Below are 25,095 nucleotides of genomic sequence, written 5' to 3'. Positions count from 1 at the left end.
AATATATTTTTAACCTGTTGATTTTTAAATGATTATAACGATTTAAATTTTTGATACTCTAGAGAAATAGATTTTATTAAACGAAAAAAAATCCCCAAAAAAGGGGATTTTTTAATTATTGGTTTAGCTAACAAGCCGTTACTTATCGAGAATTGGTGCTCTCAAAAATTTTGTCGGCAGATGCTGCTACAAAGCCTGTGTAAAGCTCGCCATCTGGTTTTGCATAACGTAGTGCGAACTCATAAAAACAGCTTGGTACAGCCATTTTGCCATCGCTGAATTCCACTTCGCTGTCATCAGCAAGGGTTGAAGATTGCTCAAGCAATACCTCAGGCGAACCTTTGATTTCGCCGCCTGATGTATTCAAAGCAAACCCAGCATCTTTAAGTGCTTGGTTAACACTTTCGATATCATCGAATTTTGCTAATTCATTGATGCTCACAGTAAAGTGATTAGCACGGTAACCCCACGCCGACATCCACGCTGCATATTCGCTTTCTGCTAACAGCTTTTTGTAAGTGTCTGAACTTACTTGCCAGTGCGTTCCAGAGTAAAGGAAGTTATCAGCTGTTACTGCACTTTCGTCAATCTGATCAACCATGTCGTTCACAATAGCTTGTAATTCTTCTGAGCATTGCTCAACAAGTAATTCAGAGATAAAAACTTTAGGTTGTTTAGGATCTGAATGTTCAAAATGCTTAGCGTATAGTTTTTTCGCTTCGAAATGATACTCGCCGCATTCTTTGTAGCCAACAGCTAAAAAGTGCGCAGCTAGTTTTTCTAAACCGATTTTTTCGTGATTAAAAGTACGTAGAGCGATGTGATCGTTAATCACGTCATCTTTTTGTGTAGAGCCTAGTAGCTCGTGTACTTTTACCGCCGAAGGCGTAACTGATAAATAGTTTTCCCATAGATTTTCAAATAGGGCGTTTACATCTGTGTGCATGTTTAATTCCTTCAATTAAGGCGGCAAGGCCGCCAATCAATTATTCAATAATTAAGCCCGGCGCAAGGGTCTGTGGTAAATTAACTTTATCGGCTTCAACAGAAGCAACAGGGTATGCACAGTAGTCAGCAGCATAATACGCGCTTGCTCTGTGGTTACCACTGGCACCAATACCACCAAACGGTGCAGCGCTTGATGCGCCTGTAATTGGTCGGTTCCAGTTAACGATACCGGCACGAATACGTTTTAAGAAATGCTGGTAGTCGTTGCTATCATCACTTAATAAACCTGCAGATAAACCAAACGAGGTGTTATTTGCTTCATTAATCGCGCTATCAAAATCTGTATAACGATATACCTTGATAAGAGGACCAAAATGCTCTTCATCTGGCATATCTTTGACGGCAGTAACATCAATAATACCTGGGCTTACAAAACCTGTGCCCGGCTCGAGATGCTTAAGCTCAACAAGAGAGGTCGCTCCCATATCAAGTAACTGCTGCTGAGCTGCAACCATACCTAGTGCTGCTTTTTCGCTGATCATTGCACCCATAAATGGTTGATCCTCGCTGAAGCTGTCTGCCACTTTGATGTTTTTTGTTGCAGCAATTAATTTTTCTAAAATTGCATCACCATTTGCTGAGTTCTCAATAAATAAACGACGAGAACAGGTACAACGTTGGCCTGACGTAATGAAACCAGACTGAATAATGTCGTGTACAGCCGCACTTACATCTGCGACATCTTTTACGATCAGTGGGTTATTACCACCCATTTCCAGCGCTAAAATTTTACCTGGGTGACCTGCAAATTGCTTATGTAATAGGTGACCTGTATTTGAGCTACCCGTAAAGAATAAGCCATCAATATCTTGGTGAGATGCAAGAGCAATACCTGTGTCTACTTCACCTTGAACAAGGTTGATGACACCGGCTGGTAAGCCTGCTTTTAGCCAAAGCTTTAAAGTGAACTCAGCAACATGAGGCGTTAGTTCTGATGGCTTAAATACAACTGTATTACCCGCTAAAATAGCAGGAACAATATGGCCATTTGGTAAATGACCTGGGAAGTTGTATGGGCCAAACACCGCAACAACACCATGTGGCTTGTGACGAATAAACGCTTTAGCACCCGGCATTGGGTTTTCTGTCGTACCCGTGCGCTCATGGTATGCCTTAATAGAGATAGCAATCTTACCCGTCATTGCACCTACTTCAGTACGTGTTTCCCAAAGTGGTTTTCCTGTTTCACGGGCGATAATAGTCGCAAACTCTTCGCTGTTTTCTTTAAGCTCGGCTGCAAAGTTTTCAAGAATAACGATACGATCTTCAAGGCTCATATCAGCCCAGCCAAGCTGCGCATTGCGGGCTGCTTTAATTGCATCAGCTACTTGTTCAGCTGTGGCGGTTTTACCTTGCCAAACAACCTCGCCATTACTTGGGTTGATTGAACTAAAATCATGACCAAGGCCAACTTGCCATTGGTTATCTATAAGTTGAGTTGTTACACTCATTTTAAACTCCTTAAGTGGTTACAGACGGAAGAACCGCGCTGCATCCCCTTGTTTTAATTTAAGTGCTTCTGCCACTTCTTGGCTGACGATTAAGGTGTGCTTAGCGTGATTGTAATGAGCATGTTTAGTAAAAGTGGCTCTAAAGTCATTCACGCCTTGATTACAAATTGCCAGTGTGTCTGAGCATTTCTCATTGATATGATCAAGTTCACCTATAGTAATAGGGCATACTTGTGACTCTCGAACACTGCGAATATTACCAAGTTTTGCCTCTACAGTTGGTCCTGCATCGAATAGGTCGACATAACCACGATGCTCAAACCCTTCTTTTTCTAAAAGTTTCAGTGCAGGTTTGGTTTTTTCATGAACTTGACCAATGACAGCTTGTGCTTTTTTGCTAAGCAGGTTGGCATAGATAGGGTACTTAGGCATTAACTCACTGATAAACACTTTATCGCCAAGGCCAACTAAGTGATCAGCTTGTGGAAATTCAATGCTAAAAAAGTGTTCTTGTAGCCATTGCCAAAAAGGTGAGTGACCGTCTTCATCACTAACACCTCGCATTTCTGCAATGATGGTATCGGCAAAACGCTCACTATGTTGCGCCATAAACAAAAAACGTGAACGCGATAAAAAGCGACCAGTTAAGCCTTTTCTGTTTTGCTCACGCAAAAACAATGTACAAATCTCAGAGCAACCGGTGTAATCATTACACATGCTCAAGATATCGACAGTATTATAAACATTTAGTGTAGGGGAGTGATGAACGGTTTTTCCTAAGTGATAATGATACAAAGGAACCGACATACCCACAGCGGCTTCGATAGCTGTTGTGCCAATAACGTCACCGGTCTTGCTGTCTTCTAGTACAAATAAGTAGGTTTCGTCTTGTGGTTTATTTATATCTTTAGCAAAACTGCGTTCTGCGCGTTCGATTTTTTGTTGTAATAAATTATCATCGACTGGCAGTGAGGTAAAACCATGGCCTGACTCGATAGCAATTTGTTTCAACGCAGCAAAATCATTTGCTGTGATAGGACGTAATACTTGCATTAATTGCACTCCAATGGCGCACACTTAAAAGCATGCGCCAACTAGAATTAACCGTTTACAACGTCTGCAACCGCTTTTTCAAAGCGAGCTAAACCTTCTTTGATATCTTCAAGTGGGATCACTAAAGATGGCGTAAAGCGCACAACGTTTGTACCAGCAACAAGGCTCATTAAGCCATGCTTTGTGCTTGCAACTAAGAAATCACGTGCACGGCCTTCAAATTTACTATTTAGTGCTGCGCCTAATAAAAGACCTTTACCACGAACTTCACTAAATACATCATATTTGTTGTTGATTGCCGTTAAGCCTTCACGGAAAAGCTGTTCACGCTCTTTCACACCAGCAAGTACTTCTGCTGTATTTACGGTATCAAAAGCAGCTTCTGCTACAGCACATGCAAGTGGATTACCACCGTAAGTAGAGCCATGTGTACCAACTTTTAGATGCTCTGCAATACTGGCTGTTGTGATCATCGCACCAATTGGGAAGCCACCGCCTAATGCTTTAGCTGTTGTAAGAATATCTGGAGTTACATTAGTACCTTGGTAAGCGTATAAATCGCCTGTACGACCAACACCTGTTTGTACTTCATCAAAAATAAGTAAAGCATTGTGTTTATCACATAATGCACGTACACCTTCGATAAACTCGCTTGTAGGTGAAATAATACCGCCTTCACCTTGCAGAGGTTCCATCATCACTGCACATGTATTGTCACTGATAAGTGCTTCAAAAGCAGCTAAATCGTTATAATCACAGTGATCGATTGCAGCTGGCTTAGGACCAAAACCATCTGAGTAAGCGGCTTGACCACCTACGGTAACGGTAAAGAATGTACGACCGTGGAAGCCCTTGTTGAACGCGATGATTTGATTTTTTTGCTCGCCGTGTACATCTAATGCCCAGCGACGTGCTAATTTTAATGCTGCTTCGTTAGCCTCTGCGCCTGAGTTTGCAAAGTACACTTTATCTGCAAACGTTGCGTCTGTTAATTTTTTAGCTAAGCGCAGTGCAGGCTCATTGGTCATTACGTTTGATAAGTGCCAAATTTTTTCGCCTTGCTCTTTCAGCGCATTGACAAGAGCTGGATGACAATGACCTAAACAGTTAACGGCAATACCACCTGCAAAATCGATAAATTCTTTACCGTCTTGATCCCAAACACGCGAGCCTTGACCTTTTACAGGGATCACTTCTGATGGGTTGTAGTTTGGTACCATTACGTCGTTAAAAAGTTCTCTTGTTACTTGCATTTGTTGCACCTAAATCTGGCTTAGTATGAAAAAAGTATATTGCGAAAATTAGATCAGTTAAGCCGTTCCTGCCTAATTAAGCACGATGAGATTATTTTTCTTATCTATTTTTCTTATTATCTTGGTTAGGAACTTAAATTTGCAGTGCTATTTTGTGAAAAATGACTAAAATAAAAAGCAAATTAACGATGAAAGTGAACAAAGTGATAACTCCTCAAGATGAAAAGCTCTTATCTATCTTAAGAACTAATGCCCGCGCTAGTATTTCAGACTTAGCTAGAGCGCTTAATCTCTCTCGCTCAACAGTACAAAGTCGTATGTTAAAACTAGAAGAGTCAGGTGTAATAAAAGGCTACAGCGTTGATTATGGAGATGCCTACTTGAACCAAATGGTGTCAGCGCATGTTTCAATCAAGGTTAAACAGAAACTCACCACTAAAACTAACATAGAGCTAAAGCAGATTGATGCTATTTCACAGCTCTATGCAATTAGCGGTGAATTTGATTTGATTGCTGTTGTACAAGCCCAAAACCTTGAAAAGCTGAGCCATCTTTTAGATGACATTGGTAACTTAGATGGTGTTGAGCGTACGACCTCGTCGGTGATTTTAGAGACAAAATTTAAGCGTTAATTGTTTAGCAAGTAAAAATGCGCTTATTGTCTATAATAAAATTAATTTATTAGTTGTTTAGGCTGATATTAATGCTTGCTTCTTTTTTGCTTTCTCTCACTGTGGCTCAACCGCTTCAGATAGGAACGAATCTGCCAATTAACGTACCTCATAATGCAATAAGTCATGTTGAATGTATATTTAAGCAAATCAATGTGCCATTTAAGTTACATAAGCTACCTTGGCTCAGAGCAAAAAGGGAAGTGCAGTTAAATCGGCTCGATGGTTACTTTACCGCAAACCTGTTATCGCAAATGCAAGAGTATGGTGAACTTTCTGCACCTATGTATTTAGAAAATTGGTACTGGTTTACCCATGCAGATTCAGCGACGATCGCTGAAGAAGACCTTCGTTATGGGGTTGTTAGGGGAAGCCATCAGGCTGACTGGTATCAACTAAGCAATAAAAATATTGAAGTAGAAGTTAACACCACACATGAACTACTGAAAGTATTTAAAAAGCAGCGTGTAGACAGAATTTTGCTTGATTTAGAAGAATTTGAATACAACGCTGTGCAACTGCAAATAAAACCTGACGAGTACGCGCAGGCATTTTACCGCTATGTTCCACTTGGCTTATTTGCGGCAAATAAAACGCTCAAGGAGTTTCCCGAGTTTTTAAACATATTTAATAGCCACATAAGTAGCTGTTCACAAAACCCTTTCATATTGTCAAAAATTGAAAAACTAACATTAGTGAAAGTGCTCCTAGAAAAAATACAGCATTTAGCAAGCTCAGAACAGGTGCAACAGGCGGTAATAAAAAGTAATGAAGAACCAATTGATATCAAACAGTTAGAGCAGATTGATCAGCAGTGGGCTAAGCAAGTTATTGACAATAAACCAATACTTGCAGAGCGCTTTCTCAAACTTGAGGGTTCACAATTCTTACAAGTGTGGCAAAAGCAAATGCAAGGCCTAATTACAGAAACAATCGTCACCGACAAACAAGGCAAGAATGTCATAATCAGTGAAGTCACAACCGATTATTGGCAGGGTGATGAAGCTAAGTTTTTAAATATGTATTTGCAAGATGATGACTACTACATTGACTCGGTTGAGTTTGATGAGTCGACAAAGCACTTTCAGGTGCAGTTTAGTGTACCCATATTAGATGATGAAAATCAGCACATTGGTGTGCTGATTTTGGGAATCGATATTGAAAAGGCACTTTCAAATAAAGTAAGTAGCCCTTAGTGATTAGGTTTAGGCGCTTTTCGGATGACTTTTTTCTCAACCTTATCAAGTTCAATCACATAAGCGTTGCCACCAATACCTTTAAATTCTTCATCAGTGAAAACAATCGTATTGTCATCATAAAAAGTAATCGCTTCTTTTTGGGTCACGATACCTAAATCTATAAGCGAAACGTCGCCAGAAAAAAACTTATCACCCTGAAAATTCTCAAATAGCCAGATGCTAGTTGAATCTAACAGTACTAACTTGGAGCGGTCTGGGCTAAGTGCTGCAGAAGTGATCCAACAGAGTTTTTCCATGGTGGTGCAGGTTTTAAATGAGTCAATTAGCTCTGCATCAAAATTAGCGGCATGATCGCCTACTTTATATACTTTGGTGATACCATCAAATGGTTCTGTTCTGTTTTTAGTGAATAAATAGAGGTGACGACCGAGAGCTACAAACGCTTCCAAATCAAAGTTTTTTTGATCTGGAGTAATGGGGTTACCATCCATTTCTGGATAGGTGAACTTGATAATTTCGGCTTCAGTGGTGTCGCCTTTGATATCAATAGGGTTTTCGATTTTATAAATGGTTAACCACTTTCTATCATTGTTATTATTGCCGAAGTCGCCTAAAAAAAAATGACCAAATTTATTTTGTGTCATATCTTCCCAATCAATGTTTTTGGCATTTGTTACTAAGATTTCTTTAGCAATAGAGCCATCTTTATTGAGCCGATAGAGCTTCGGTTGGTCACCACTGTCGTTAATAGCCCATAGTCGTTTATATTTATCAAATTCAATTCCTGAAATTTCTTTCACTTTAGGGTCAACAGTTAAACGCTTTTTACTGTAAAGCGTGTAAATTGAAGAGGCTACAAAAATTCCCATCAACGTGATGGAAAACAGTAATATAGATAATAGGCTTTTTTTTAACATTTAAGGCACATATTTGGAAAAGTACACGCTATTATAGTCATAACGATAATTACTGTATATTCCAAACACCAGTGCCTGTTACAGACATAAAGTTTAAGTTGTCTTGTAAAACTTTATGGCCTACATAAACGGATGATTCAGGGTGGCTAACTAAATAGCCTTGCACACTTCTTATGCCAAGTGATTTGACAAGCTCAAACTGGCTGTGATCTTCAACACCTTCAGCAACAATTTTTAATCCAAGTTTTTGCCCTAATTCACTCAACGTATGTAATATCTGGTTATATTTAGGATTTTGATCAGCCTGTGAGACAAACATTCTATCGAGTTTAATAACATCAATTGGTAATTCAGCCAATGTACTCAATGAGCTAAATCCTGTACCAAAATCGTCAATTGCAATAGTGACGCCTTCTTCACGCAAGCGCTCTAGAGAATGAATGATTTTATTACTAGCTTTTATCAGCGTAGACTCTGTGATTTCAAGCATCAGTGCCGTTGCTGGTAGACCTGTTTTAGCTAGTTTTTCTGTGATAAATTTATAAATATCAAGATGCTTTAATTGCACACCAGAGATATTTACTGAAATTTTAACCTTCTTTAAGCCTGCGTTATGCCATGCTGACATTTGTCGACACGATTCAAGCATTATCCAGTCACCCAAATCTAAGATTAGGTTTGATTCTTCAGCGATTGGTATAAATTCGTCAGGAGCAATAGAGCCCTCAGCTGGATGATCCCAACGGATCAGCGCTTCAAAGTAATCTATCGCGCAATCCTCAACATGTACGATGGGTTGAAAAGACAAATGAAAGCTTTCACTTGCGATTGCTAAACGCATTTCTTCAAGTAAATAGTGGTATCGGCGGATCTTTTTACCCATTTCAGGTGAATAAACTTTGAAAATACCGCGCCCATCTGTTTTAGCGCGGTACATAGCAACATCGGCCATCTGTAATAAAGATTGCGGTGTAGCCGCACTATCAGGGTAAACGGCAATACCAATACTTGCACTAATTTTTATTAACTTATTACCAAGAACAAAATCACGTTCAATCTCTCTCAACACATTTTGAGCAACTTCAACAGTTTTTTGTTGATCTAGTTGTTGGCTTATAAATATTGAAAACTCATCACCACCTAATCGAGCTAAGTTTTGTTCAAGCTGACTTTTAGGAGACAAATTTATTAATTTATGATGACGTAATACACTACTTAAACGGGCTGCAACTTGAATGAGCACTTCATCCCCAAAGCTGTGCCCAAAAGAGTCATTAACTTGCTTAAAGCCATCTAAATCTATGAATAATAAAGAACATCTGAGTTTGTTATTTTCGGCTATTTGTAATTGTTCTGCGAGGTATTCAATATAAGCATGGCGGTCAAGTAATAAGGTGAGTTTGTCTTGATGAATACTCACTTCAGATTCTCTCGTATAGGTCGTTATATGCGAGCTAAGTGCTTGAACATTTTTTTTAAGTTGAATAATAGGTTTTACTGTAGGCTCAGATGGCACATGGACAACATTTAAGTTCTCTAATAGCTCTGTCGTTTGTTTATTTAGCTCCTTTAACAAATACTTTTCACTACTTGATTGCTTTTTTCTTGTAACTACCAGGCTTATTGCTAATGCAAGCAGAAGAAACACAATAATATTAACAGGTGATAAAAGTGTTAGTTTGATAAGTTTATTCGCCTCAATTGCATTAATTGCAACTGGGGTTGCTTGAATTACGACAAATTGAGAGTCATCAGCGAGAAACGTTTTCTGACCATATAGTATCACATTGTACCAAGGCGATGGCTCAACATTTAACAACGTTCGCTCAAATGTTCTCAATTCTGCAGTATTAATATTGAATTGTATATCATTAACTTGCTTGGTTAACAGTATGTTACAGCCATAACAAAAAGCCATTAAGGTTATTATGGTTATGCACGTTATACGAAAAGATTTGGTCATAGATTACTACCGTTTTGGTGTTAATTTTTTACTATAAAACTCACCAGCTTAATGCCTTGAGTATATTGCTTGTAAATTTAATTAACAAAGCCTTTCTTGTCTAATGGAACAATGGGTGTAAGTAAATGTGAAATTTCACATTGTTTAGTATATTTGCTCTAACCTTTTCATTCTCAAATGATTCTTCCATTGTTGCCAATTGCTGAATTGTGGTGCGGCAGAGTAAGCGTATTATCGAGCAGATATTCTAGTTTAGCGCATTTGAGGTGGTGATTTCTTTGTGCATGATCAATTTATTTATAATAATAATATGTATGATAACTTTACCCCTGTGGTTGTTTTTGTATAAAAGTTGCGTTTTTTGTGGTTTTCAAGCTTTCAAGTGTTTACAGACTAGTGAGAGATCTGATTTTAAACTGTAGGGAAAAATCATTAGCTTGTTGCATAGATTTGGAAAGTTTTTTTCAAAAGGGACTGCATGTAAGTCTAAAATTTACGCTTTTCTACTTATTGTCTTCGTTTTATTGCTGAGATATTTTTTAAAAAATGTAAATTGTATCGCCAGCTTATATAGTGGTCTTTTTATTTTATATATTTGTTTGCAATATAATGAGGTGATACTGTTTTTATCGTGTTTATTTAAACTAAAAATATAAGTAAAAATAAAGGTTGAGTTTTCGTCGCTGTTGAATGTGTTTTTTTATTTTAGAAATTAACTACTCATGCAGTTTGTTGTATTAAGTGTAATATTGTATTTAGTGTTTTTACTCTAAATAAGCTTCAAATTTATTCACTTTACCAAAGTCCGCAAGTTAACTACTTTTACAATGCTTTAAAAGCAACACCTAAAAAACATATTGAAATTAAACTATATTTTATAGCCAACTTGGTTCAGTTATTGCTCATAACAAGTTAGCAAGATGATGGGTGTTAGGATAGTTTGTTTTTTGCTCTTTTTTGGTGCAAAAAATAAGCTGATGCACTGTCATAATGCGTAAACATAGGTTTGATTTACTAAGTTCACTTATTTTCATAAGTATCTAGATAAATAAACCTTAAACGCACAGTTTCGCGCAGTAAGTTTTTAAAAGCGGTACTGTGACAAGGATAAATTTACCAATTGGTTGATTGGAGCCCACTATGTTAAGTAAACGTTTTTTTAAGACTAAAGACGAAACAGAAGTTACCTTTGAGTTTAAGCATCCCGATGCAGATGACGTGCAGTTAGTTGCAGAATTTACAGATTGGCAACCAGTGCCAATGAAATTCAATAAAAAAGAACAAGTGTTTAAATGTAAACAACGCCTACCGCTTGATAAAGAATTTCATTTTCGTTATCTAATTAATGGTCAAGAGTGGGATAACGACCACCAGGCTGATGGCTATATTCCAAATGAATTTGGAACAGATAATAGTATTGTTAATACCCAACGCGTTTAGGTGAGTTGATGCAGTCACTTTCGCAGTTATATTATCTGCATGGCATAGGCTATGAATATACGAAGTATACTGGCGAGCATGTTATTTTCGAAGAAAATACACGCTGCCAGGCACTAAGTTGTTGTGGTATAGACACAGCTAATTCTGATCAAATAAATCAGTTAAATTTTGCTTTAGATGCAGGAACGTGGCTGACTTTGTTGCCTCAAACTAGCATTATTGAGGCGCATGACCCTTACTTAAAAGTTCGTATCGATGAACGCTTGTTGAGCCGAGCTTGCCACCTTAGCATACCATCCTTGTCCATAAATCTGACACGTGAAAATCTGCAAGGACTTGCTGTGACAGGAGACTATGGCTTTAATGGGGTTCGTTACCTTGAAGTCGCTTTACCTGTTCCTGCTATGCCAATTGGTTATCATGATGCAGTGATAACTGTTGCTGATCAACAAGCTCATAGCCAATTATGGATAACACCTAAAGAGTGTTACTCAATTGATGATAAAAAGCGTTTGGGACTTTCCATCCAACTTTACAGTTTGTGTAATGCGCAAGGATTAGGTATTGGCGATTTTGCTGATTTAGCAACTTTAATCCGTGAAGTGGCGCAACAAGAAATGGATTACATTTTACTTAATCCATTGCATTTATTATTTGAACACAGTCCTGAGCGAGCTAGCCCTTATAGCCCTAACAGCCGAGCGTTGTTAAACCCGCTATATATTTCGATTTCTCTGTGTGAAGATGCATTGAATAATGACCCATTATCACAATTGCTCAGTGATAAACCCGCTACAACTGAACCTTTTATAGATTATTCTGCTGTTAGTCGATTTAAATATGATGCATTTCGTTGTTTATACACTCAATTTTGCCGGACAGCGTCAGCTGAACGAAAAGCAGAGTTTAAGCAGTTTTGTAGTAATCATAAGCACAGTCTAGCAACCTTGGTAGTTGAAGATAATGAATATGCCAGTTACTTGCAGTGGCAGGCACATTTACAGCTAAATCATTGTCAGCATATTGCAAATGAAGCAAATATGGCGATAGGTCTTATTAACGATCTAGCTGTTGGTTGCGCTGGTGATGGCAGTGAGTTTCGTAGCCAAGAAGAGTTATTTGCTGTGGGGGCAAATGTGGGAGCGCCTCCTGATCCTTGGGCTGAACAAGGTCAGAATTGGGGGTTGCCAGCTTTAAATCCTCAAAAGTTAAGTAAAAATAATTTTGCCTTCTATCGCTCTTTGATCCGCGCCAATATGGAAGATGTTGGTGGATTGCGCATAGATCATGTGATGGCAATCAGAAGGCTATGGTGGTGTTTTGAAAATAACGCCCAGCAAGATGGTTGTTATGTTTACTACCCATTTGAACATTTATTGGCGATACTGAAAATAGAATCTTATCTTAATCACTGTGTCGTGATAGGTGAGGATCTAGGTGTTGTACCAAGTGAGGTTCGCGAAGCACTAAAAGCAAGTGCAATTTATTCAAATGGCTTGTTCTATTTTGAAAAAGATTATCAAGGTGAATTTTTAGCATCAGAGCACTTTGCACCACATAGTTTGTTGATGATTGCTAATCATGATGTACCGCCATTTAAAGGGTGGTGGACTGGTCATGATATTACTGTTAAGCAAGAGTATGGTTTGCTTGATAGTGCACAAAGCGCTGCGCAACTTGAAGCGAGAAATGTCGAAAAGCATCGTATGCTTAATTTTATCGCAAGAGAATCAGGGCAGCACTTATCATTAGATTCTGAAGCGTCTGTGGTGTATGAGTTATTAGCCTCATCGTTAGCAGCTGCTCCAGCCAGATTATTTACCATTCAAATTGACGATTTAGATCAGCAAATTTTGCCGGTGAACATTCCCGGAACTGATAAAGAATACCCAAATTGGCGGCGCGTTCTTTCACGCCCAACTGAGCAAATTATTCGTGCTCAGCATGCATTTTTAGCCAATTTAATTTCGATAAGGAATCAATAAATGAGCAGTCGTGTTGGTCAAAAGCCTTTTGCTGAACCCATGGTTTATCAAGCACATATCGATGCATTGTCTTCAGGTTGTTATAAAGATCCTTTCAGTTTTTTAGGACCCCATAAAGTTAGTGCATCAAGCTTTGAGATTCGCTGTTTTTTACCTGGGGCAAGCCAGTTGTCAATTTTGCAAGGCAAGCAGGTTATTGAGGCCAAAAAGCAAGGTGACAGCGATTTATTTATTGCAACTGTCAAAGCAAAATCAATCCCTGATTACCAACTGAATGTGAATTATGGGGATGGCAGTCAGTATCTTCAAGAAGATGAGTATCGTTTTACAAGTACACTTGATGAACAAGCTATGTACTTATTTAACGAAGGTAGTCTTGAACACGCTTATCAGCACTTTGGTGCGCACTTTGTAACCCAGCAAGGTGTTGAAGGTGTGCGATTTACTGTTTGGGCACCTAACGCGAGTAGCGTTTCAGTTATTGGCGAATTTAATTATTGGCAGCGCAACCGTCATTTTATGCGCTTTCACCCAGCCAGTGGCGTTTGGGAATTATTTATCCCAGGTTTAAAAGAGCATCAGTGCTATAAGTTTGCGATTAGTACACCTTCTGGTGAAGTACTTGATAAAGCCGATCCGTTTGCATTTAAAATGCAACAAGCGCCGGGCACTGCTTCTGTCTTACAAAAGCTAAATAAGAAGATACAGTTGTCTGATGAAGCGTTAGCAAATCGCGCAAAGCGTAACAGTATCGATGCTCCTATCAGTATTTACGAAGTGCATGCAGGCTCTTGGCAGCGACGCGATGATGAGGGCCGCTATTTAACATGGCGTGAGCTTGCCGATAACCTTATTCCGTACACTAAAGATCTTGGTTTTACGCATTTACAATTAATGCCTATCAGTGAGTATCCATTTGATGGTTCTTGGGGTTATCAGCCTGTGGGCTTATTTGCCCCAACTAGCCGTTATGGCAGTTTTGAGGATTTTGTATATTTTATTGAGCAATGCCATGACGCTGATCTCGGTATTATTTTAGATTGGGTGCCGGGTCATTTCCCGAGTGATCCACATGGTTTACATCGTTTTGATGGCACGCATTTATACGAGCATGCAGATGTAAGACAAGGATTTCACCCTGATTGGAATACCTATATTTACAACTATGATCGTGCTGAAGTTCGCAGCTTTTTGATTGCTAATGCAATGTATTGGTTGCATGAATTTGGCATTGATGGTTTGCGTGTTGATGCGGTTGCATCAATGTTGTATCTCGATTACAGCCGAGAAGAAGGGCAATGGATCCCAAATCAGTATGGCGGTCGTGAAAATCTTGGTGCAATAGAATGTTTAAAGCAGGTTAATCTGCGCTGTTACGGTAAAAATCCTGGCATTATGATGGTAGCTGAAGAATCAACTGCTTGGCCGGGAGTGACACGGCAGGTCGATCATGGCGGTTTAGGCTTTGGCTATAAATGGAATATGGGTTGGATGAACGATAGCTTGCATTATATGCAGCGTGATTCTTTATATCGTGCCCACCATCATCATGAAATGACGTTTTCAATGGTGTATGCCTATAGCGAGAACTACATTTTGCCTTTAAGTCACGACGAAGTTGTGCATGGTAAAGGCTCATTGATAGAGAAAATGCCAGGTGATGATTGGCAGAAGTTTGCTAATTTACGAGCATACTACGCATTTATGTGGGCTCATCCGGGTAAAAAGCTGTTATTTATGGGAGCTGAAATTGCTCAGCGTAGTGAATGGAATCATGACCAATCAATTGACTGGCACTTGCTTGAGCATGTTAGTCATAGTGGTATGCAACAAACAATTAAACAACTGAATAATATTTATACCACGACTCCTGCACTCTATGAGCAAGATACTAGCCCAGCGGGCTTTGCATGGTTAGATAGTTCTAATGCAGAACAAAGCATGTTTAGTTTCATCCGTTATGCCAAGCATGCTGACGATTTTGTTCTGGTAATTAGTAACTTAACACCGCAAGTTTATCATGACTATGTAATAGGCGTTCCTAAGCCAGGTCGTTATCAAGTTATCTTTAATTCTGACAATGAAGAATACTTTGGTTCGGGTGTTGAAGTTAGCGGTAATACAGAACAACTTATCTTTAGTCAGCCTACTGCGAGTCATGGTTACAATCAAAGTATAAGCGTGTCTTTACCTGGGCTTGCAACTATTTACCTGAAGAAGATGAACGATGAGTCATAGAGTAGAGCTTCAAATCGGTTCAACGATGCCTCTGGGGGCATCTATAGTTGAAAACGGTGTTAATTTTGCTGTGTATGCACCCCAAGCTCAGCATGTGTCATTGTGTTTATTTGACAATAGCGGTCATTCAGAAGTAATGACTCTTTCAATGCACCTTAACGAAGGTGGCATTTGGACATTGCACGTTAGCCCTTTAAAAGCAGGGGCATTGTATGGTTACAGGGCAGATGGTGAATATGCACCAGAAAAAGGGCTTTTCTTTAATAATCACAAGCTACTACTAGATCCTTATGCGCGAGACTTGCATGGTGAGTTTACTTGGAGTGAGCGCCATTATGGTCAGATGCCTGTAGGTAAGTTGAGTCAAGTCAATAACGCTGTTGATATGCCCAAGTCTCGAGTTCGCGAGCTTGCACCTTATACGGGTAAAAAACCTAACCATAGTTGGGGTAAAACGGTGATTTATGAGTGCCATGTTACTGGCGCAACATGTCGACACCCAATGATCCCTAAAGCACTACAAGGTAAGTTTTTAGGCTTAAGCCATCCGAGTTTTATTGAGCATTTACGCACTATAGGGGTGACTTGTCTTGAATTACTCCCTGTGCACGCATTTATAAGTGAGCAGTTCTTAACGGCTAAAGGCCTACAAAACTATTGGGGTTACAACACGCTTAATTTCTTCACGCCGCACAAAGATTATCTAGTGAATGATGATATCGGCGAATTTCAGCAAATGGTTGCGGCTCTTCATAAGGCTGATATCGAAGTAATTTTGGATGTTGTCTATAACCATACTGCTGAAGCAGGAACTGATGGGCCTATTCTTTCTTTACGCGGCTTAGATAACCTTGGCTATTATCGCACTGTGGCTGATAAACCTCAGCATTATATCAATGATACCGGCTGTGGTAATACTGTGAATATTGACTCACCAAGAACCTTACAGCTGGTGCTTGATAGCTTGCGATATTGGGTTGAAGTAATGGGGGTAGACGGTTTTCGTTTCGACCTTGCAACGATTCTTGCTCGTAATCCTAATGGCTTTAATCAAGCGCATGCGTTTTTCCAAGCAATCAACCAAGATCCTGTTTTGAGTAAAGTAAAACTGATTGCTGAGCCATGGGATATTGGCCCGGGCGGTTACCAATTAGGGGCTTTTCCTGCACCTTGGCGTGAGTGGAACGACAAGTATCGTGACACTATCCGACGTTTTTGGCGACAAGAGCAGGGGGTTATAGGTGAGCTTGCAAAGCGTTTACATGGTTCGTTCGACTTATTTGAGCATAATCTCAGAGGACCACTTAACAGCATTAATTTTGTGACGAGCCACGATGGTTTCACGCTTAATGATTTAGTGAGTTATGAACAGAAACATAATGAAGCCAACGGTGAACAAAATAGAGATGGACACAGTGCCAACCACTCCTTTAATTGTGGTGTAGAAGGTTTTACTGACGATAAAGAAATTAACGCATTACGTTTGCAGCAACAAAAAAATATTCTATTGACGTTATTACTTTCAAAAGGGGTTCCAATGCTTTCACTAGGAAGCGAAATGGCCCATTCACAAGGTGGTAATAATAACGCGTATTGCCAAAATAATCGCACTAGCTGGCTTGCATGGAAAGACTCGCAAATTAATCATCCATTAACCCGATTCATCGATGATGTTTTGCGTTTACGAAAGCAGTTTAGTGTCTTTAAGCATCGTTTTTTTGTTCATGATAATGATCCACGTTACGACGTCGCGTGGTTCACCGAATCAGGCACTGTAATGGAACAAGACGATTGGCATCAAGGTGATCGCCAAGTGTTGATTTATAGCCTGACTGATAAACACACAAACCAAGCTTTATTGATCATTTTAAATGCTGGGTCAGAGTCTGTTACTTGTCAATTACCCCCTCTTGCGAAAGGGAAGTGGCATTTAGCACTGACAAGTATACATCCTATGTCAACTTATGATGTTGATAAGGAACAACAGATTGCTGCAATGAGCAGCTGGGTTTTTACCGCCAATTCAGAGGATCCTAATCATGGCTAAAAATGCCGATCAAGTATGTGTTGTTAAGGGCTGGCAGGATGCCCCTACCGTTGATGAAAGCACCTTAGATGATGATTTATCTCGCCATTTTTATTACACCCTTGGGCGTGACAAAGTCGGTGAATCGCAATTATATTTATATCATGCTTTAGCATTAACTATTCGTGACAGATTGGTTGCACGTTGCCGTGTAACTAATCAGCAAATTCACGGACAAAAGCGTCGTAAAACTGCTTATTTATCTCTTGAATTTTTAATGGGTCGTGCTCTTGGTAATGCCATTCTAAACCTAGATTTAGACGATCAAGTTGCAAAAGCATTACAAGATTACTGTACAAAGTTAGAGACAGTTGCAGAAGCTGAGCACGACGCAGGTTTAGGTAACGGTGGTTTGGGCCGTCTAGCTGCGTGTTTCTTGGATAGTTGTGCAAGCTTGGCACTACCTGTGATTGGTTATGGTATTCGTTATGAATATGGCATGTTTAATCAAGCGATTGAAAATGGCCATCAAATTGAACAGCCCGATAACTGGTTACGCGAAGGTCATCCTTGGGAGCTAAGTGCCCCAGAGCAATCAAAGCGCGTAAAATTCTTTGGTCATGTTGAAAGTTATACTGATAAATACGGGCGTGAGCACCGTCAATGGCTTGATTCTCACGATGTCTTAGCTGTGCCTTATGATGTGCCAATTCCAGGCTATAAAAACGATATCGTAAACACGCTACGTTTATGGAAATCAGAGGCGACTGACGAATTTGATTTGAGTGAATTCAACGCAGGGAGTTATTCAGAAGCTGTTGCTCGTAAAAACCTTGCTGAACAAATCACCATGGTACTTTATCCAAATGATAGCAGTGAAAATGGTAAAGAGCTTCGTTTACGCCAGCAATACTTCTTATCATCGGCGAGCTTACAAGACATCATAGATACGTGGGTTAGCAAACATGGCGAAGATTTCTCTGACTTTGCTGATTACCATGTTTTTCAATTAAACGATACACACCCAAGTATAGCTGTAGCAGAACTGATGCGTATTTTGGTTGATGAGTATGAGCTAGATTGGCAAGAAGCCTGGTCTATTACCACTAAAACCATGGCTTATACTAACCACACTTTACTGCCAGAAGCATTAGAGAAGTGGTCAGTATCATTATTTGCGCGATTATTACCGCGTATCTTAGAAATAATCTATGAAATCAATGCCCGCTTCTTAGCAGATGTTGCTCAAGCATGGCCTGGAGATGTTGAAAAACAACGAGCATTATCGCTTATTGAAGAAGGCCCAGAGCCACAAATCCGCATGGCGTATTTGGCAATTGTTGGTAGCTACTCAGTAAATGGCGTTGCTGCACTTCATACCGAGCTACTTAAAGCGGGCTTATTCAATGAGTTTTATCAGCTTTGGCCAGAAAAATTCAATAATAAGACCAATGGGGTTACGCCACGTCGTTGGCTTGCACATTGTAACCCTGATTTAGCCAAACTACTCAATAAGCACATAGGTGATGAGTGGGTAGGTGACTTCAGTAAAGTCAGTCAATTACGTCGCTTATACGACGACACTAAATTCCACAAAGAATGGCAAGCAGTTAAACATAGCAATAAGCAACGCCTTGTTGAACTTGTTAAGGCTCGTTGTGGCGTTGAGTTTGATCCATCAATGATGTTTGATGTGCAAGTAAAACGTATTCATGAATACAAGCGCCAATTATTAAATATATTACATGTTATTCACTTATATGATCGTATTCGCCAAGGTGATACTTCAAATATTGTCCCTCGTTGTGTGTTATTAGGTGGTAAAGCCGCACCTGGTTACTACATGGCGAAGAAGATAATTAAGTTAATTAATAATGTTGCTGAAGTGATCAATAAAGATCCATTGGCAAAACCGTACTTGAGAGTGGCTTTTTTACCGAATTATAACGTGACAGCAATGGAAACTATTTGCCCAGCAACGGATTTGTCTGAGCAAATTTCAACAGCAGGTAAAGAAGCATCGGGTACCGGTAACATGAAGTTCATGATGAATGGTGCTTTGACCATTGGTACGTTAGATGGTGCCAATATCGAGATCCGTGACGCAGTAGGTGCTGATAATTTCTTCTTGTTTGGTGCTCGAGCAGAACAAATTGATGATATCAAAGCGCACTATAATCCTGAGCAAATTATTCATCAAACCGACAGCCTATACAAGGTAATGCAGTTACTTGAAAGCGGTCACTTTAACTTGTTTGAACCAAATCTATTCGACGACATTATTGCTGCGATTAAGAGCCCGCACGATCCGTGGTTAGTTGCACATGATTTTGCCAGCTTCGTTGAGGCACAAGAGCAAGTTGAAAAAGCTTACCTAGACACTGCTCACTGGACGCAAATGAGTATTTTAAATACGGCGGCTAGTGGCATGTTTTCGAGCGATAGAACAATTAGTCAATACAGTGATGACATCTGGCACTTGGAACCACTGTTAGACATTAGCGCAAAGCAAAACACACAGAAGAAAAGCAGCTAACTTAAGACGGAGAGAGTTATGCCTAGTTATGCAAATCGATACATAAGTAGTTTAACAAGAGAAACGTATGCACTCATTTTAGCAGGTGGGCGTGGTTCTCGTTTACATGAATTAACAGACTGGCGTGCTAAGCCAGCAGTGTATTTTGGCGGGAAACATCGAATAATCGATTTTCCTCTATCAAACTGTATTAACTCAGGCATTCGTCGTGTTGGTATAGCAACTCAATACAAGTCACACTCATTAATCCGCCATGTAAACCGTGCATGGGGACACTTTAAGAAAGAACTCGGTGAGTCGGTAGAAATACTGCCGGCATCACAACGTAAAGGTGATGATTGGTATTGTGGTACGGCAGACGCCGTTTTCCAAAATATGGATATCATTCGTCATGAGCTGCCTAAATACGTGATGATTCTTTCCGGTGACCACGTTTACTGCATGGATTACGGCGGTTTACTTGCTAAGCATGTTGAAACTGGTGCAGATATGACAGTGTGCTGTATCGAAGTACCGTGTGAAGAAGCCGCAGGTACCTTTGGTGTAATGACTGTTGATGAGAATAACAGAGTTCGCCGTTTTGATGAGAAACCATCTGAGCCAACTTCAGTGCCGGGTAAACCAGGTACTTGTTTAGCGTCAATGGGTAACTACATTTTTAACACAGAGTTCTTATTTGAACAGTTAAAAAAAGATGCAGAAACAGAGGGTTCTGGTCGTGACTTTGGTCACGATATTATCCCAGCCATCATTGAAGAGCACAATGTATTTGCATACCCATTTAGAGATGAAAATGAAGGCCAGCCATACTGGCGTGATGTAGGTACCCTGGATTCGTTTTGGGAAGCCAATATGGAGCTTGTTATGCCAGAGCCTCAGCTTGACTTATACGATCCTAAATGGCCGATTTGGACATATCAAGAGCAATTACCACCTGCTAAATTCATTTTTAATGATGATGATAGACGTGGTATGGCTGTGGATTCAACGGTATCGGGTGGCTGTATTATCTCTGGTTCAATGGTTAGAAAATCACTGCTGTTTTCGAATGTATATGTTCATTCATATTGTGAAATCGAAGAGTCAGTGATCTTACCTGGGGTTAAAATTAACCGTAATTGCCGCATTAGGCGTGCTATTATAGACCGTAACTGTGAGATCCCTGCTGGCCTTGAAATTGGTTTTGATAATGAAGCTGATAAAGAAAATGGCTTTAGAGTGTCGAAAAAGGGGATCGTACTTGTTACCCGAGACATGTTGAATGAGCTTGAGAAAAAAGCAAAGGCAACAAAAGCAAAGTAATAAATACTTTGTTTAATGGTAAAGTCATAGTGTAGTAAGGAGTAGCAATTGCTACTCCTTGTTTCATAGTAAGAATTAATGTTATGGAGTACTGCTAATCATGCATGTGTTGATGGTGGCTGCAGAGAATGACGCATTACCGAATGCTAAAGTCGGTGGTGTAGCGGATGTTGTTAGGGATTGTCCTAAAGCGTTAGTTGATAAAGGCCTTACTGTTGATGTTGTGATCCCTGATTACGGATTTCATTATCTTGAACGTCATCATATCGGTGTTGTACATGTTCCATTTGCAGGGCATATGCAGCAACTAGACGTGTGGAAACTTGCCAATAGTGAACACGGTGTTACGCAACTGATTATTTCTCATTGGGAATTTAGTCGCCATAATGGTGCTGTGTATTGTAATGATGAACCTGGCAGGCCCTTTGCAACCGATGCGAGTAAGTTTGCATTGTTTAATGCGGCGGTGTGTGAAGCCTTACTACAAGGAATTATCCGAACCCCTGATGTAATGCATTTACATGACTGGCATAGCGCCTGTGTGGCATTATTACTAAAAAATGACGGTCGTTACCGTACATTATCTAAGTTATTTTTAGCTTATACCGTTCATAATTTGGCATTGCAGGGTATTCGCCCATTTAAAGGCGATAGCTCAAGTTTAGAAGCATGGTTTCCGGGCTTAAATTATAACGGCGAGAAATTGTGCGATCCGCGTTATCACGATTGTTTTAATCCGATGCGAGCAGCGATTAATTTAGTTGATAAAGTGCACCTTGTTTCACCAACCTACTGTCAAGAAGTATTGCGTCCGAGTGATGCTGCAAATGGTTTTTTTGGTGGAGAAGGACTAGAAGCTGATTTGCAGGCAGCCTATCGTGAAGGTCGTGTGGTAGGGATCCTAAATGGTTGTGAATATCCAGGAATGGAACTCAAAGATATCAGCCTTGCAACACTTTACCATCATGCAGAGTCGGCACTATTTCAATGGATGGCGAAGAGCCCCATCTTAGATTCAAGTTATTATCTTGCTCACCAACGTTTATTACAGTTCAAAACAAAACCTTTTGCGGGTCCGCTTGTTACGAGTGTTGGCCGATTAACAGATCAAAAGGCACTTTTACTGCGTCAACCTTATGAAAAAGCATTGGTTTTAGATGAGTTATGTCAACGCTTAAAGCAACATGATGGCTACATGATAATTCTTGGCTCTGGTGATGCTGAACTTGAGCAAATCATGACAACTGTCATGGCACGCCAAGAGAATCTGCTATTTTTAAAAGGCTATGCACACTTGGTTGGTGAATATATGTATCACTTGGGTGATTTATTCTTAATGCCAAGCTCATTTGAGCCATGTGGAATAAGTCAAATGTTAGCAATGCGCGCTGGACAGCCATGCTTAGTTCATGGTGTTGGCGGTTTACAGGATACGGTCGAGCATAATGTCAGTGGTTTTAGTTTTAGAGGTGAGAGTTTAGCCTCTCAAAGCTACGAACTTATTACTGGTTTTAGTGATGCGCTAGACCTTAAAAAGTCTCAACCTGAGCAATGGCGCTCGATATGTGAACAAGCTAAAAATGCTCGTTTTACATGGGGATCTGTTGCAGATGGCTATTTATCAGGCTTATATCAATAAATATTGCGTGATTCATGGTAATTAAGTGACTTTTTTGTCTATTTCAGCTATTAATTACTTAGTGTGATATAAAAATTCAAAAGTAGGTAAAGTGGCTGTATTTGTTGCTAGGCAAGCGGTCTTTAATCGTCGTCAACAAGTTGTCGCCTATGAGCTACTATTTAGAGATAGTTTAAAAAACAGTTTCCCGGATGTTTCAGAGAGCACAGCTACTGCGCGTCTGATTATGGAAAACCAGCTCAATCTAGGCACTCGCCATATTACGTCGGGCAAAAAGGCGTTAATTAACATAGGTCCAGAATCGTTGAAACTGGACCTATGCGCGTTTTTGCCAACTCAAGACGTGGTTATTGAGCTTCTCGAAACGATGGAGCCAACAGATGAAAACTATGAATTTTGTCGGGAGCTTTTCCATAATAACTACAAACTTGCTCTTGATGATTTCGTATACCAACCTGAATGGGACCGCTTTTTAAAGTTAATTCGCTTGATTAAGTTCGATGTGAAGCAAACCCCCTTTGAGGACATTGCGCCTGTTTTACAGAAGCTGAAAAAGCATAAAAAAATAAAACTATTAGCAGAAAAGCTTGAAACTGCCGATGATTATGAGAAAGCCTACAAAATGGGTTTCGATTTTTTCCAAGGTTACTTTTTTGCAAAACCAAAAATGATCCAACATCGCGATATTGATTACAACTATGCATTAGTTTTGTCGATTTATGCTGAAGTAATGCGTCCAGATCCTAATATTAGCGAAATCGCGGGACTTTTTTCTTTAGATACTGCACTTGCCTACAAGCTATTACGCTTAATAAACAGTGGTGTATTTCCAATAAAAAGTAAAATAGGTTCATTAAAGCAAGCGCTTGTGTACCTAGGTCATGAACGACTGAAAAAGTTTGTTAGTTTGATCATCACCGCCCATAGCGCCCAATCAAAACCAGCCGAGCTTACTCGGCTTTGTGTTGTCAGAGCGCGTTTTTGTGAATTAATAGCGCAGCGTGTCGCAAAACAACAAACCGGAGAGGCATTTTTAACGGGGCTGTTTTCATTACTCGATGCAATATTAGATCAGCCGATGGAAAAGCTGTTGGATAGATTGCCGTTTCCTGACGAAATACATGCAGCATTAATGCAAGAAAAGAATATTCTCTATTACATTCTCGAAACTGTTAAAGCATACGAAACAGGAAGCTGGTGGGCACTGGAGCAAGCAGTTGCCTATTTAAATATTGAGAGTGGGGAGCTTCCCAAAATATACGAAAATGCGGTAAATTGGAGCGATAGCTGTAGACAAAACTTATAAGGGAACTATGCGCAATATAAATATGGATGTTTTACGAGGTATTGCGGTGCTAGGTTTGATGTTTATGAACATCTATACCTTTGCTATGTTTGAGTATGATTATACCCCAAGCTCATCGCCACCACTTTCTGATACCGTCATAAACATCATTAATGTGTTATTTATTGATGGACGTTTTAGAAGCCTTTTTTGCCTATTATTTGGTGCCTCATTGGTTATTCAATGGCATCTTTGGCAAAGTATAGATAAACAACACAATCGCTTAAAAGTGCTTGCTTATATTGGCCTTGCTCACGGCTTTTTGCTTTGGGCCGGCGATATTTTGTTTATTTATGCCTGTGCTGGTTGGTTAACCCTTAAATTTAGCCAGCAAGATAACGAAAAAATACTGCGTATGGGCATGTTGTTTTTACTTCTCGGTGCCTTTATTTCATTTTTACTTGCCTTTGTCGAACCTGAATTAACGCCTTTAACGCGAAGCTCAGACGAGTTTTTGATGGCTTATGATGCGGCTTATTCTTCCTACTTTGCTGGATTTGTCAGTAACGTATTAATGTTTACTGTGATGCTTATTGCAGTGCCGCTGATCACTATGTGGATGGCCGCAGGGCTAATGCTAGTGGGCGTTTATCTATATAAACAAGGGGTTTTTGTTGACGGCTTAACGAAAGCTCAGCTTAACATGATTGTTCCAGCGGCTATTGGTTTAACACTCGTAAGGTTGATGATAGACCCTAACAGTAGTGTATTTATGTACGCGATTGTCGAGCCTATAAATTGGCTAGCAGCTTTAGCTATGGCCATTTGCTATTGCCATATCATTGTAAAAATAGTTAAAAATAAATCCAGTAAATGGTTACTGCTACAGCAGGCTGGACGCATGTCATTGACTTTATATCTGATGCAAACAGTAATATTTATACTGTTTTTTAAAGTTGCATTCTCAAGCGCTGCACTTAATTTCGACCGAATAGATTATTGGTTGGTTATTGCGGGTGTGCTTGTTTTTCAATTGGTATTTTGTAAAGTCTATAGCCAGTACTTTAAACATGGTCCGTGTGAATTAATCTGGCGAAAATTGTCGAGATAATGTCTCGTATACTACAAT

Annotated in this window: 17 protein-coding genes; 11 read left to right on the top strand and 6 right to left on the bottom strand. The window is 39.7% G+C overall.

Translation table 11 applies throughout. The features are described 5' to 3' along the window. Nucleotides 1-142: 142 nt before the first annotated feature. Genes AAEU31_RS05050 through AAEU31_RS05035 form a run of 4 tightly spaced genes read right to left on the bottom strand, consistent with a single transcriptional unit; the run spans nt 143 to nt 4,765 of the window. Nucleotides 143-946 carry a DUF1338 domain-containing protein gene (locus tag AAEU31_RS05050; protein ID WP_421966642.1) on the bottom strand — a complete coding sequence of 268 codons (804 nt, stop codon included), beginning with the start codon at nt 944-946 and terminating at the stop codon, nt 143-145. Nucleotides 947-986: 40 nt separating this feature from the next. After that, nucleotides 987-2,459, bottom strand: a complete 1,473-nt coding sequence (astD, locus tag AAEU31_RS05045; RefSeq protein ID WP_421966641.1) for a succinylglutamate-semialdehyde dehydrogenase — start codon at nt 2,457-2,459, stop codon at nt 987-989. 18 nt (nt 2,460-2,477) lie between these two features. Continuing rightward, the gene (gene astA / locus AAEU31_RS05040; protein WP_135926350.1) at nt 2,478-3,512 is read right to left on the bottom strand and encodes an arginine N-succinyltransferase; all 1,035 of its coding nucleotides are present in this window, start codon (nt 3,510-3,512) and stop codon (nt 2,478-2,480) included. Nucleotides 3,513-3,559: 47 nt separating this feature from the next. Beyond that, complete coding sequence (locus AAEU31_RS05035) at nt 3,560-4,765, bottom strand: aspartate aminotransferase family protein (protein WP_135926351.1); 1,206 nt, start codon at nt 4,763-4,765, stop codon at nt 3,560-3,562. 203 nt (nt 4,766-4,968) lie between these two features. Here AAEU31_RS05035 and AAEU31_RS05030 point away from each other — a divergent pair, with 203 nt between their 5' ends. Next, nucleotides 4,969-5,397 carry an Lrp/AsnC family transcriptional regulator gene (locus AAEU31_RS05030; protein ID WP_135926352.1) on the top strand — a complete coding sequence of 143 codons (429 nt, stop codon included), beginning with the start codon at nt 4,969-4,971 and terminating at the stop codon, nt 5,395-5,397. A 71-nt stretch (nt 5,398-5,468) separates the two neighbouring features. Then, nucleotides 5,469-6,632, top strand: coding sequence for a transporter substrate-binding domain-containing protein (locus AAEU31_RS05025; protein ID WP_421966640.1), 1,164 nt, complete (start codon nt 5,469-5,471; stop codon nt 6,630-6,632). Here the strand turns inward: AAEU31_RS05025 and AAEU31_RS05020 are convergent. Together AAEU31_RS05020 and AAEU31_RS05015 are read right to left on the bottom strand one after the other, a co-directional pair. After that, entirely contained in the window at nt 6,629-7,552 is a 924-nt protein-coding gene (locus AAEU31_RS05020) for a hypothetical protein (protein ID WP_135926354.1), read from the bottom strand. The genes AAEU31_RS05025 and AAEU31_RS05020 overlap by 4 nt on opposite strands. 49 nt (nt 7,553-7,601) lie before the next feature. Continuing rightward, the gene (locus AAEU31_RS05015) at nt 7,602-9,515 is read right to left on the bottom strand and encodes a putative bifunctional diguanylate cyclase/phosphodiesterase (protein ID WP_421966639.1); all 1,914 of its coding nucleotides are present in this window, start codon (nt 9,513-9,515) and stop codon (nt 7,602-7,604) included. Between the two features lie 1,140 nt (nt 9,516-10,655). On the opposite strand from AAEU31_RS05015, the gene AAEU31_RS05010 reads away from it, so the two are divergent. The 9 genes from AAEU31_RS05010 (at nt 10,656) to AAEU31_RS04970 (ending at nt 25,077) form a co-directional block, all read left to right on the top strand. Continuing rightward, a complete protein-coding gene (locus AAEU31_RS05010) occupies nt 10,656-10,955 on the top strand; it encodes an isoamylase early set domain-containing protein (protein ID WP_138557726.1) in 300 nt (99 codons plus the stop codon). 8 nt (nt 10,956-10,963) lie between these two features. Beyond that, the gene (gene malQ / locus AAEU31_RS05005; RefSeq protein WP_421966638.1) at nt 10,964-12,940 is read left to right on the top strand and encodes a 4-alpha-glucanotransferase; all 1,977 of its coding nucleotides are present in this window, start codon (nt 10,964-10,966) and stop codon (nt 12,938-12,940) included. Beyond that, nucleotides 12,941-15,178: a 1,4-alpha-glucan branching protein GlgB gene (gene glgB, locus AAEU31_RS05000; protein WP_421966637.1), complete on the top strand. Its 2,238-nt coding sequence runs from the start codon at nt 12,941-12,943 to the stop codon at nt 15,176-15,178. Further along, nucleotides 15,168-17,225: a glycogen debranching protein GlgX gene (gene glgX / locus AAEU31_RS04995; RefSeq protein ID WP_421966636.1), complete on the top strand. Its 2,058-nt coding sequence runs from the start codon at nt 15,168-15,170 to the stop codon at nt 17,223-17,225. The genes glgB and glgX overlap by 11 nt, the downstream gene beginning before the upstream one ends. Next, on the top strand, nt 17,218-19,740 hold the full coding sequence (locus AAEU31_RS04990) for a glycogen/starch/alpha-glucan phosphorylase (RefSeq protein WP_135926360.1): 2,523 nt from the start codon (nt 17,218-17,220) through the stop codon (nt 19,738-19,740). The genes glgX and AAEU31_RS04990 overlap by 8 nt, the downstream gene beginning before the upstream one ends. Nucleotides 19,741-19,758: 18 nt before the next feature. Beyond that, entirely contained in the window at nt 19,759-21,042 is a 1,284-nt protein-coding gene (gene glgC, locus AAEU31_RS04985; protein WP_135926361.1) for a glucose-1-phosphate adenylyltransferase, read from the top strand. Nucleotides 21,043-21,142: 100 nt separating this feature from the next. Beyond that, entirely contained in the window at nt 21,143-22,681 is a 1,539-nt protein-coding gene (locus tag AAEU31_RS04980; protein WP_135926362.1) for a glycogen synthase, read from the top strand. Between the two features lie 91 nt (nt 22,682-22,772). Then, nucleotides 22,773-23,987: an EAL and HDOD domain-containing protein gene (locus tag AAEU31_RS04975; protein ID WP_135926363.1), complete on the top strand. Its 1,215-nt coding sequence runs from the start codon at nt 22,773-22,775 to the stop codon at nt 23,985-23,987. A gap of 7 nt (nt 23,988-23,994) precedes the next feature. Next, nucleotides 23,995-25,077 carry a DUF418 domain-containing protein gene (locus AAEU31_RS04970; protein ID WP_421966635.1) on the top strand — a complete coding sequence of 361 codons (1,083 nt, stop codon included), beginning with the start codon at nt 23,995-23,997 and terminating at the stop codon, nt 25,075-25,077. Nucleotides 25,078-25,095: the final 18 nt, after the last annotated feature.

The sequence above is a fragment of the Pseudoalteromonas thalassia genome (assembly GCF_049257215.1).
Classification (GTDB): domain Bacteria; phylum Pseudomonadota; class Gammaproteobacteria; order Enterobacterales; family Alteromonadaceae; genus Pseudoalteromonas; species Pseudoalteromonas lipolytica_C.
Note: the sequence above shows the minus strand (reverse complement) of the source record. Positions and strands in the feature narration are given on the sequence as shown.

Coding starts and splice junctions, on each gene's coding strand:
- AAEU31_RS05050 (WP_421966642.1), bottom strand. CDS start 946: ATGCACACAGATGTAAACGCCCTATTTGAAAATCTATGGGAAAACTAT.
- astD (WP_421966641.1), bottom strand. CDS start 2,459: ATGAGTGTAACAACTCAACTTATAGATAACCAATGGCAAGTTGGCCTT.
- astA (WP_135926350.1), bottom strand. CDS start 3,512: ATGCAAGTATTACGTCCTATCACAGCAAATGATTTTGCTGCGTTGAAA.
- AAEU31_RS05035 (WP_135926351.1), bottom strand. CDS start 4,765: ATGCAAGTAACAAGAGAACTTTTTAACGACGTAATGGTACCAAACTAC.
- AAEU31_RS05025 (WP_421966640.1), top strand. CDS start 5,469: ATGCTTGCTTCTTTTTTGCTTTCTCTCACTGTGGCTCAACCGCTTCAG.
- AAEU31_RS05020 (WP_135926354.1), bottom strand. CDS start 7,552: ATGTTAAAAAAAAGCCTATTATCTATATTACTGTTTTCCATCACGTTG.
- AAEU31_RS05015 (WP_421966639.1), bottom strand. CDS start 9,515: ATGACCAAATCTTTTCGTATAACGTGCATAACCATAATAACCTTAATG.
- AAEU31_RS05010 (WP_138557726.1), top strand. CDS start 10,656: ATGTTAAGTAAACGTTTTTTTAAGACTAAAGACGAAACAGAAGTTACC.
- malQ (WP_421966638.1), top strand. CDS start 10,964: ATGCAGTCACTTTCGCAGTTATATTATCTGCATGGCATAGGCTATGAA.
- glgB (WP_421966637.1), top strand. CDS start 12,941: ATGAGCAGTCGTGTTGGTCAAAAGCCTTTTGCTGAACCCATGGTTTAT.
- glgX (WP_421966636.1), top strand. CDS start 15,168: ATGAGTCATAGAGTAGAGCTTCAAATCGGTTCAACGATGCCTCTGGGG.
- AAEU31_RS04990 (WP_135926360.1), top strand. CDS start 17,218: ATGGCTAAAAATGCCGATCAAGTATGTGTTGTTAAGGGCTGGCAGGAT.
- glgC (WP_135926361.1), top strand. CDS start 19,759: ATGCCTAGTTATGCAAATCGATACATAAGTAGTTTAACAAGAGAAACG.
- AAEU31_RS04980 (WP_135926362.1), top strand. CDS start 21,143: ATGCATGTGTTGATGGTGGCTGCAGAGAATGACGCATTACCGAATGCT.
- AAEU31_RS04970 (WP_421966635.1), top strand. CDS start 23,995: ATGCGCAATATAAATATGGATGTTTTACGAGGTATTGCGGTGCTAGGT.